At 61.8% G+C, this 573-nt stretch carries 1 protein-coding gene; it reads right to left on the bottom strand.

The window, feature by feature from the left end; genetic code table 11:
* Nucleotides 1–111: 111 nt before the first annotated feature.
* Nucleotides 112–414, bottom strand: a complete 303-nt coding sequence (locus AC1DQP_RS21305; protein WP_457319294.1) for an antibiotic biosynthesis monooxygenase family protein — start codon at nt 412–414, stop codon at nt 112–114.
* Between the last annotated feature and the right edge of the window lie 159 nt (nt 415–573).

Genomic DNA, 573 nt, shown 5'->3' with positions numbered 1-573 from the left:
GAATTGGCTACGTCCAGATCCAACACCGCCCTGCGGGGCGGCGTTGGTAGCAGGCGTCGACAATGCTGCAACCTGCTTCGAGTCCTTCAATGTGAAGAGTCCGCAGCGGCCTCAGCCCGGTACGAAATGCCGCATCAGGTGTAGTTCCTCGATGGCAGCCAAGTAAGGGGCGAAACGTGCATCGCCACCGGCAAACGCCTGCGCCGCCGCCTGAGCGCTGGCGAGGTCTTGCCAGCGAGCGATGTCAACGAATCGGTCGTCCTCGCCGATCGGCGAGAACGGCTGGTAATCGATCAACCCGGGGAACTGTGCGATGGCAGCGCGCAGCTGTTCACGTAGCCTGGGCATCTGCGCGTGCGCCTCCGGTTTTACTGTAAACACGGCCAGTTCGAGCACGGAAGAAGTGACTTGCATAGGAAGGGTTCCTCATGGGGTGAACGTGCAGTCTGCCCACCCCCTGCTGCCACCGGGGTGTCAGTAGGCGCGTCCGTCCCAAGCGCTTTGTTGGTGTTGGAGATACGCTTCCAGTGCCACATGCTCTGGCACCGTCAAAGGCGCGGCATTGCTGAGCGA

The organism is Stenotrophomonas sp. P5_A8, assembly GCF_056400545.1.
The sequence above is the reverse complement of the archived record's forward strand: the minus strand, read 5'-3'. Positions and strand labels throughout refer to the sequence as shown.